Here is a 7,323-nt window from a genome sequence, read left to right on the forward strand (position 1 = left end):
TTTGCAGTCGAGGTCAGATTGCGCCGGCTCTGTATCTGTACGATGGCGGCATGTTTAGCCTGTGTATGCGCGTGGTTTCAGTCACTGTCACTGGGCAGCACCGTGCGCAGCCAGGCATGCAACTGGGCCTGGTCCAGGGGCTTGCGCATCAGCGCACGAATGCCCTGGGCCAACACCGCGGCTTCGTCGAGTTGCTCGCTGAAACCGGTATAGAGGGCAATCGGCCAGTCGCCACGGGCGGCCAACAGGCGGCGGGCCAATTGCAGCCCCGTCAGGCGCGGCATGCACTGGTCGAGAATCACCAGATCCCAGGCGTATGGGTCGTTGAGCAACTGCACCGAGGCCTGTTCGGCATCGCCCCACAGGCTCACCTCGAGCCCCCATTGGCTCAGGCGTTCGGCCATGAACTCGGCGACCATAGCCTCGTCGTCGACCACTGCGACCCGCCCGCGCAGACGGGCCCGCTGCCCATCCTGGGCCAAGCTCGAATGACCCGCCGACGCCTGGGTGACGCTTTGCACCAGCGGCGGGATCAGCACCCTGAAACTGGCGCCCTGACCCGCGCAGCTGTCCAGCAGGATATGCCCGCCATACTCATGCACGATGCCATGCACCATGGACAAGCCCATGCCGCTGCCCTGGCCGGGCGCCTTGGTGGTAAAGAACGGCTCGAACATGTGCAATTGAACCTGCCCACTGATACCGGGGCCGCTGTCCTGCACCGACAGCATCAGGTAGTCGCCAGTGAACGTCTGCTGGCAGGAGGCGCAGCTAGTGGGCGGCTGGACGATCCGCTGCAAGGCGATGTGCAGCCGACCGACGCTGCCCATGGCATCACGGGCATTGATGCACAGGTTCATCAGCACCTGCTCGAGCTGCACCGGGTCGACCAGGGCCGGCGGCAGATCCGCGGCCAGGCTCATCTCGATTTCCACGCTGGTTGGCAGGGTGGAGTGGAGCAATTGACGGAATTCGCCAATCAATTTGCCCAGCGCCACCGGCTGCGGCTGACCCCGACTGCCGCGGCTGAAGGTGAGCATTTGCTGGATCAGATCGCGGGCCTTTTCCGCCGAGTGTTGCACGCGGGTCAAATAACGGCCCAAGCGCTCATCGCCCTGCTTTTCGGCCAACTCCTCGGCCATCACCGTGTAACCGAGCATGCTGGTCAGCAGGTTGTTGAAATCATGCGCGATGCCACCGGTGAGGTGACCTATGGCCTCCATGCGCTGGGCCTGGCGCAACTGCTGTTCCAACTCTGCGCGCCGGGCCTCGGCCCGCTGGCGTTCGGTGATATCCCGCAGGAAGCCGATAATCTGTGGCCCCTCGGCGCCCTGCACCACCGAGAGCGCCAGCTCGGCAGGAAACTCCTGACCATCGGCGCGCTGCGCGCAGACTTCCACCCGGCGACCGAGAAAGGCCCCCTGCCCGCTCTCGAGAAAGCGCTGAAAACCCAGGCGATGGGCATGTCGATGGCGCGGGGGAATCAGCAATTCGGCCAGCGACTGACCCAGCACCTGCTCAGCCGTATAACCGAAACACTGTTCGGCGGCCGGATTGAAAGTGGTGATAAGCCCCCGGGCATCCATGCCAATGATGCAGTCCAGTGCGCTACCGACGATGGTGCGGTACTGCTGCTCGCTGGCACGCAGGGCGTTCTCGGCCTCCTTGCGCTGGCTGATCTCGCGGGTAAAGGCGAGAACCCGGTCGATGCCGGCGATGCTCGCGCGCTTGAGGAACACCTCGTCCCAGTGCAGGCTGCCATCGCGGTTGCGCCTGAGCCACTCGAAACGCTGCGGCCCTTCATCGCGGGCCCGGGTCAGCCAGCGCAAGGCATCGGCACCGGTATAGGGGGGATAACCGGCGCTGAACACATCGATGTCCAGGCGCAGCATCTCTTCAAGCGTGTAACCGTAGATCTCGCAGGCCCGTGGATTGATGTCCACCAGGGCAAAGCTGTTCAGGTCATGGACGGAGATCGCATCCGCGGACGCCTCGAAGATCGAACGATAACTGGCCTCGGCGTCCAGACGCTGCAATTCGGCGGCAGCCCGTACCGAAAAGATGCGCTGGATCGACTCCACCCGGCTGCGATCCTGCATGGGCCCGCAACGGCCCGCGGCGATCAGCCCCAGCGGCGTGCCATCGCTGGCGAACAGCGGATAACCGGCATAGCTGTCGATGCCAAAAGCCGACAACATGCCATCGTCCGGATAGCGCTCGAGCAGCCCACTCTCGACGAAGTGGAAGGCCTTGTTGAACACCGCCGCGCAAGGCGTACCCGGCAGCTCGTAGGTGACGTTGCCGTGCAGTTTGCCCGCGTAGTACAGCGCCAGGGTCGTCAACGTCAGCGGCACGCCTTCGTTGACGCGACTGACGAAGGCGAAATCGGCGCGTAGCGAGCGTGCCATGTAGCGCGCGATGGCTTCGAACACCGCCTCGCCGGTGGCGGCGCTGACGCCCAGGGCAACATGCCGCAACGCCTCCTCGACGCGTTTGCGCTCGCTGATGTCGGTGGAGATGCCGCATACGGCGATGACCCGCTCCTGCTCGTCGTACAAGGGGAACTTGTTCGACAGATAGACCCAGGAGCGATCCTGCAGGATCAGTTGCTCCTCGAACTCGATGGAATGGCCGAGACTGGTCACACACAGATCGTTGTTGCGCAGGGCGTCGGCAACGGTGGAGGGAAATAGCTCGTGATCGCTGCGCCCCAATACCTGCTCGGCGCGCAACTGGAAGAACCGCTCGAAGGCCCGGTTGACCAGTCGATAGCGGCCCTGCAGGTCCTTGATGTAGATCACCGCACTGCTGTTATCGACGATCTGCCGTAACGGATGATCCAGGGCACTGGCCACCAGTGCCGGAAGCGGTTGGGTCATGCTGCCTCTCCGCACGGATGTTGTGCCCTGAGTATAGAAAGCGCAGCTGCCGGCACGACACTCGACAACCAGGCTGAAACAATTGAAACAGAGGCCGATGGCCGTGAAAAAATCCCGACCGACGCCCCTCTACCTCAGCTAACGCAGCTTCACCCGCGACCGGCTCAATCCGGCGGGCCGACTACCAGCATGTAACCCACGCCACGCAGGGTGCGAATGATCTGCGGCTTTTCCGGATCGCCCTCCAGCTTGCGGCGCAGACGGGCGATGCGGATATCGATAGAACGGTCGTAAGGGGTCCAGTCGCGGTTCTGCGTCAGGTTGAGCAACTGATCACGCGACAACGGGCGATTGGGTCGCTGAGCGAACGCCTGCAACAGATCGAATTCCATGGCGGTCAGTTCGACTTCATGGCCCTGCTCGTCGTACAGCTGCCGTCGCTGCAGGTCGAGACGATAGCGGCCCAGGCGGATGCCCTCCTCGCTCGCGCCGCCGGCCTCCCTCACCGCCGTACGCTGATAGCGGCGCAACACGGTTTTCACCCGCGCCAGCAGCTCGCGCGGATCGAAGGGCTTGGCCAGGTAGTCGTCGGCGCCAACCTCCAGGCCGATGATCCGGTCGAGCGCACTGCCGGCCCCGGAAATCATGATCACCGGCAGGTCGTGGTGTTCGCGCAGAAAGCGCGCCAGGCTCAGGCCATCCTCACCGGGCAGGCCGACATCCAGCAGCACCAGGTCGGGCATCCCGCTTTGCAGGAGCTGGCGCATGGCCGCACTATCGGCGCAGGTGCGCACCTGATACCCCTGCCCGCCGAGGTAGTCCTCGAGCAACTGGCGCACCTCGTCATCATCGTCCACCACCAGGATCTGTGTGCCCTCCTGCATGCCCGCCACCCTCGCCGACCCGCTGCTCTTCACAGCATAGTCAGCCAGAGGCGCGGCGCATCAGGCTAATGGCCGAACGGGCATTGCGCCTTGCTTGACCCGGATCAAAGCCTCGGCCGCCGACCGTCCTATGCTGCTGACAACGCCAACCGCAGCACGATGAGGAACAGGCATGACAATCAAAACCATCAGCGCCCATGGGCACATGCAGGCCGGCATGAGCATCGAGGTGCAATGCGGCGATTATCGCGTGGTCATGGACCAGCCCGCGCATGCCGGCGGCCAGGGTCTGGGCCCCACCCCGCTGGATATCGTTCTGGCGGCGGTCGCCGGCTGCTTCGGAACCCTGGGCCGCTACATCGCCCATCAGCAGAAGATCGAACTGCGCGGCATGCGTTTCGAGATCGAGGCCGACTACGACCCCGACGGCCTGCTCGGCCGGCGCGATGACGTGCGCCCGGGGTTCCAGGCACTGAGGGTCAAGGTGGAAATCGACGCCGACCTCGACCGCGAACAAAAGCAGGCGCTGCTCGACGAAATCGAGCGCCGCTGCCCGCTGGCCGACAACCTACTCAACGGCACTCAACTGCACAGCAGCCTGGTCTGATTTGGTGGGCAACCATCAGCGCACCAGAAAGCGCTGTTCGGCCAGTTTGCGATCATCCTGGAACACCATGAAATGCCACTCGCCCGGCACGATTTCATGGGGTTCGCTGAACTCGAAGGCCATGACGTCCTGGGGCGCCCCGGGTACCAGTGCCTGCACCACGGCAAACTTGTCGTGACGCTTGCCATCGGGAGTGGTGACACCGGGCGTCAGGTAGAGCAGGGTCAGGGGAGCGCCGTCGACGGTTTTACCGACCAGGGTATAGCGCATGCCGAATTTGCTGCCGAGCTTGGCCGGGATCACCTCGCTGCGCTCGATCTGCTGATTGCTGCGGGTCAACACCCGCTCGCCCGGCTTGAAGTCCTGGTACTGGCTGGCAAAGATGCCGTATTCCACGGGCCCCTCGACCCGCACCTCGGCCTGTGCCAGTCCGGCCGTCAGCATGAAGGCGGCCAGTGCACTGAAACGAATGTATTGCATGTCGCGCTCCTTGTTTGGGATGGCGCGAGCCTATGACACCCGTGTGACAGGCGAATGACAAGCTACTGCTCGAGTTCACCGCGCACCTTGCGCGGCAGTATGGCGAGGAAGTTGTCCCGCGCCACCTTGTGTGCCACCTCGGCGGGCAAGGCATCGAGAAACGGCTCGAACCCGCGCATGTACTCGCCCATGCTGTCGAAGCGACCCACCACGTCGGAGCCGAGCATGAACCGCTCGGGATAGCGCCTGACCAGTTCCAGCCAAGCCGGGTCAGGCTTGCCCTGCTCATCCAGCAGATAGGGCCTGAGCATGCTCCAGGACAGATCGATATACAGGTTCGGGTAGGCTTCGAGCATCCGCTCGAGGGTCGCCAGGAGGAAATCCAGCTTGTCCTGATGCCGATGTATTTCCAGGCTGGTGCCGGCATGCGCCCAGATAAAGCGCACATGCGGATGATTGCGCAGCGGTGCTTCCATTTCCTGTAAATACAGTGGGTTACGCTCGCGCTTGGAGGTGATATTGGAATGCAGCATCACCGGCAAATCGTATTCGGCGGCCAGATGGTAGACCCGCGCCAGCGCCTCGTTGTCGGCCCGCGGTGCATCGCCGTGGATCAGCGCGGTCAGATCGTCGTGCCGGGTGAATATTTCGCCGATGCCCTGCCACAGGCCCGGATCCATTTCGAGCATGCGACGAATATGCGCATCGGCGTTCATGTCGCTGGGGTTGAAGCCGGAGAGGAAAGGATGAAAGCGCCGACGCTGCTCGGCCGGCAGCTGCTTGTAGGCATGCGCGATCAGCCCATCGGTGGCGCTGTACCAATAGGCATTGGCGTCGTCGCCGGCGTAGTAGCGCGGGCGCTTGGGTTCGTTTTCATCCCACTTCTTCGCCACCGGGATCCCCGAGAGCATCACATCCTCGACATTGGCCTCGGCCATGCGCGCGAGCAGCTTCTCCATGCCCTCGCTTTCCTGGAAGAAATCGACATAGTGCAGGTGCGCATCGCTGTAGCGGTAGTCCCGCGCCTGCACCAGGCCGCTGCACAGCACGGCAAACAGACAAAGACTCAATCCTTTCAAAGCCAAGACCCGCTCAAGACGTGAAGCCAATAGACTCACTACACTGAGTTCTAGTTCATCCACCAGCATGCTGGCAATGGCTCCAGCGCCGTGCCCACATTCAACCCGAGTGTTCAAATGATCCGTATCAGCAACGAGAACGGCCTGCTGCAGCGCATCAGCATCGGTCCACATACCCTGCACAGCGACGTATCGGTGGAACTGGGCGGCGCAGGTTCGGCCCCCGAACCCCACGACCTGTTCGACGCCGCACTGGGTGCGTGCAAGGCGCTGACCCTGACGCTGTATGCCAAGCAGCGTGGCCTGCCCCTGGAAGGCCTCGACGTACAGCTCAGCCGCGACGACAGCCAGGAGCGCCAGGGCATCTACCGCCTGGATGTCGAGCTGACCCTGCATGGCGCGCTGGATGACGCGCAACGCCAGCAACTGCTGCGCATTGCCGATAAATGCCCGATCCACAAGCTGATGACCAGCAGCGAGGTCCAGGTCAGCACCCAGCTGCGCGAGGAGGTGCAATGAACGACTTTCTGCTGATCCAGCCGCGCCAGGAAGACATCGCCGGGCAACCCATTCTGCGCCCCCTGCCCTCGGCCAAATGCCGCAGCGTCGGGCCCTTCGTGTTCTTCGACCATATTCTGGAAAACACCTACCCGGCCGGTAGCGGCATGAATATCAACCAGCACCCGCATATCGGCCTGTCCACCCTCACCTACCTGTTCGAGGGGCAGTTGCAGCACAAGGACAGCCTCGGTTCGGATCAGTTGGTCAGCCCCGGCGAAGTCAGCTGGATGACCGCTGGAAAAGCCGTGGCGCATGTCGAGCGCACCCCACAGGCTTTGCAACAGAGTGGTTCGCGCATGCATGGCCTGCAGGTGTGGCTGGCCATGCCTGCCGCCGAGGAACAAGGCGAGCCCAGCTACAGCCATCACCCTGCCGCCAGCCTGCCGCGCAGTGCCAGCATGGGTGTGGAAATCTGCCTGATCGCCGGCAGCGGCTTCTGCCTGCAATCGCCGGTACCGGTGCTGTCCCCCACTGTTTACGCCGAGTTCAAGCTGGCCGCCGGAGCCGCGCTGCAGATTCCCGCCGAGCATGCCGAACGTGCGCTGTACCTGATTGACGGCGAGGCGACACTGGACGACCAGCAACTGCCGCTGCGCGGCCTGCTGGTGCTGCCCGAAGGCGAGATCTACACCCTCAGCGCCTGCAGCGAGAGCCACCTGGTATTGATTGGCGGCGCACCGATCGGTCCGCGACGGATCAACTGGAACTTCGTCGCCAACGACCCGGCGCTGATCGACCAGGCCCGTCAACGCTGGGCCGCGCAGGACTGGCCAACGGTGCCAGGCGAGACCGCGCGAATCGAGCTGCCACGCTGACGGAGAAGATTTGTTGCA

Annotated in this window: 7 protein-coding genes; 3 read left to right on the forward strand and 4 right to left on the reverse strand. The window is 63.5% G+C overall.

Features of this window, described 5'->3' with window-relative positions; all coding sequences use genetic code 11:
- Positions 1-77: 77 nt before the first annotated feature.
- Positions 78-2,879: a PAS domain S-box protein gene (locus ABZE94_RS03000; RefSeq protein WP_372874046.1), complete on the reverse strand. Its 2,802-nt coding sequence runs from the start codon at positions 2,877-2,879 to the stop codon at positions 78-80.
- Positions 2,880-3,043: 164 nt separating this feature from the next.
- Positions 3,044-3,763, reverse strand: a complete 720-nt coding sequence (locus ABZE94_RS03005; protein ID WP_372874047.1) for a response regulator — start codon at positions 3,761-3,763, stop codon at positions 3,044-3,046.
- Between the two features lie 172 nt (positions 3,764-3,935).
- On the opposite strand from ABZE94_RS03005, the gene ABZE94_RS03010 reads away from it, so the two are divergent.
- Entirely contained in the window at positions 3,936-4,370 is a 435-nt protein-coding gene (locus ABZE94_RS03010) for an OsmC family protein (protein ID WP_372874048.1), read from the forward strand.
- 15 nt (positions 4,371-4,385) lie between these two features.
- Here the strand turns inward: ABZE94_RS03010 and ABZE94_RS03015 are convergent, their stop codons facing one another.
- Positions 4,386-4,850 carry a DUF3859 domain-containing protein gene (locus ABZE94_RS03015; RefSeq protein ID WP_372874049.1) on the reverse strand — a complete coding sequence of 155 codons (465 nt, stop codon included), beginning with the start codon at positions 4,848-4,850 and terminating at the stop codon, positions 4,386-4,388.
- Between the two features lie 62 nt (positions 4,851-4,912).
- Complete coding sequence (locus tag ABZE94_RS03020) at positions 4,913-5,908, reverse strand: amidohydrolase family protein (RefSeq protein ID WP_372874054.1); 996 nt, start codon at positions 5,906-5,908, stop codon at positions 4,913-4,915.
- Between the two features lie 138 nt (positions 5,909-6,046).
- Here ABZE94_RS03020 and ABZE94_RS03025 point away from each other — a divergent pair, with 138 nt between their 5' ends.
- Together ABZE94_RS03025 and ABZE94_RS03030 are read left to right on the forward strand one after the other, a co-directional pair.
- Positions 6,047-6,448 (forward strand): OsmC family protein, encoded by a 402-nt coding sequence (locus tag ABZE94_RS03025; protein ID WP_372874050.1) that lies wholly within the window; start codon positions 6,047-6,049, stop codon positions 6,446-6,448.
- Positions 6,445-7,305: a pirin family protein gene (locus ABZE94_RS03030; RefSeq protein WP_372874051.1), complete on the forward strand. Its 861-nt coding sequence runs from the start codon at positions 6,445-6,447 to the stop codon at positions 7,303-7,305. The genes ABZE94_RS03025 and ABZE94_RS03030 overlap by 4 nt, the downstream gene beginning before the upstream one ends.
- Positions 7,306-7,323 lie beyond the last annotated feature (18 nt).

The sequence above is a fragment of the Pseudomonas sp. genome (assembly GCF_041601375.1).
Lineage (GTDB): Bacteria > Pseudomonadota > Gammaproteobacteria > Pseudomonadales > Pseudomonadaceae > Aquipseudomonas.

Coding starts and splice junctions, on each gene's coding strand:
- ABZE94_RS03025 (WP_372874050.1), top strand. CDS start 6,047: ATGATCCGTATCAGCAACGAGAACGGCCTGCTGCAGCGCATCAGCATC.
- ABZE94_RS03005 (WP_372874047.1), bottom strand. CDS start 3,763: ATGCAGGAGGGCACACAGATCCTGGTGGTGGACGATGATGACGAGGTG.
- ABZE94_RS03000 (WP_372874046.1), bottom strand. CDS start 2,879: ATGACCCAACCGCTTCCGGCACTGGTGGCCAGTGCCCTGGATCATCCG.
- ABZE94_RS03030 (WP_372874051.1), top strand. CDS start 6,445: ATGAACGACTTTCTGCTGATCCAGCCGCGCCAGGAAGACATCGCCGGG.
- ABZE94_RS03015 (WP_372874049.1), bottom strand. CDS start 4,850: ATGCAATACATTCGTTTCAGTGCACTGGCCGCCTTCATGCTGACGGCC.
- ABZE94_RS03010 (WP_372874048.1), top strand. CDS start 3,936: ATGACAATCAAAACCATCAGCGCCCATGGGCACATGCAGGCCGGCATG.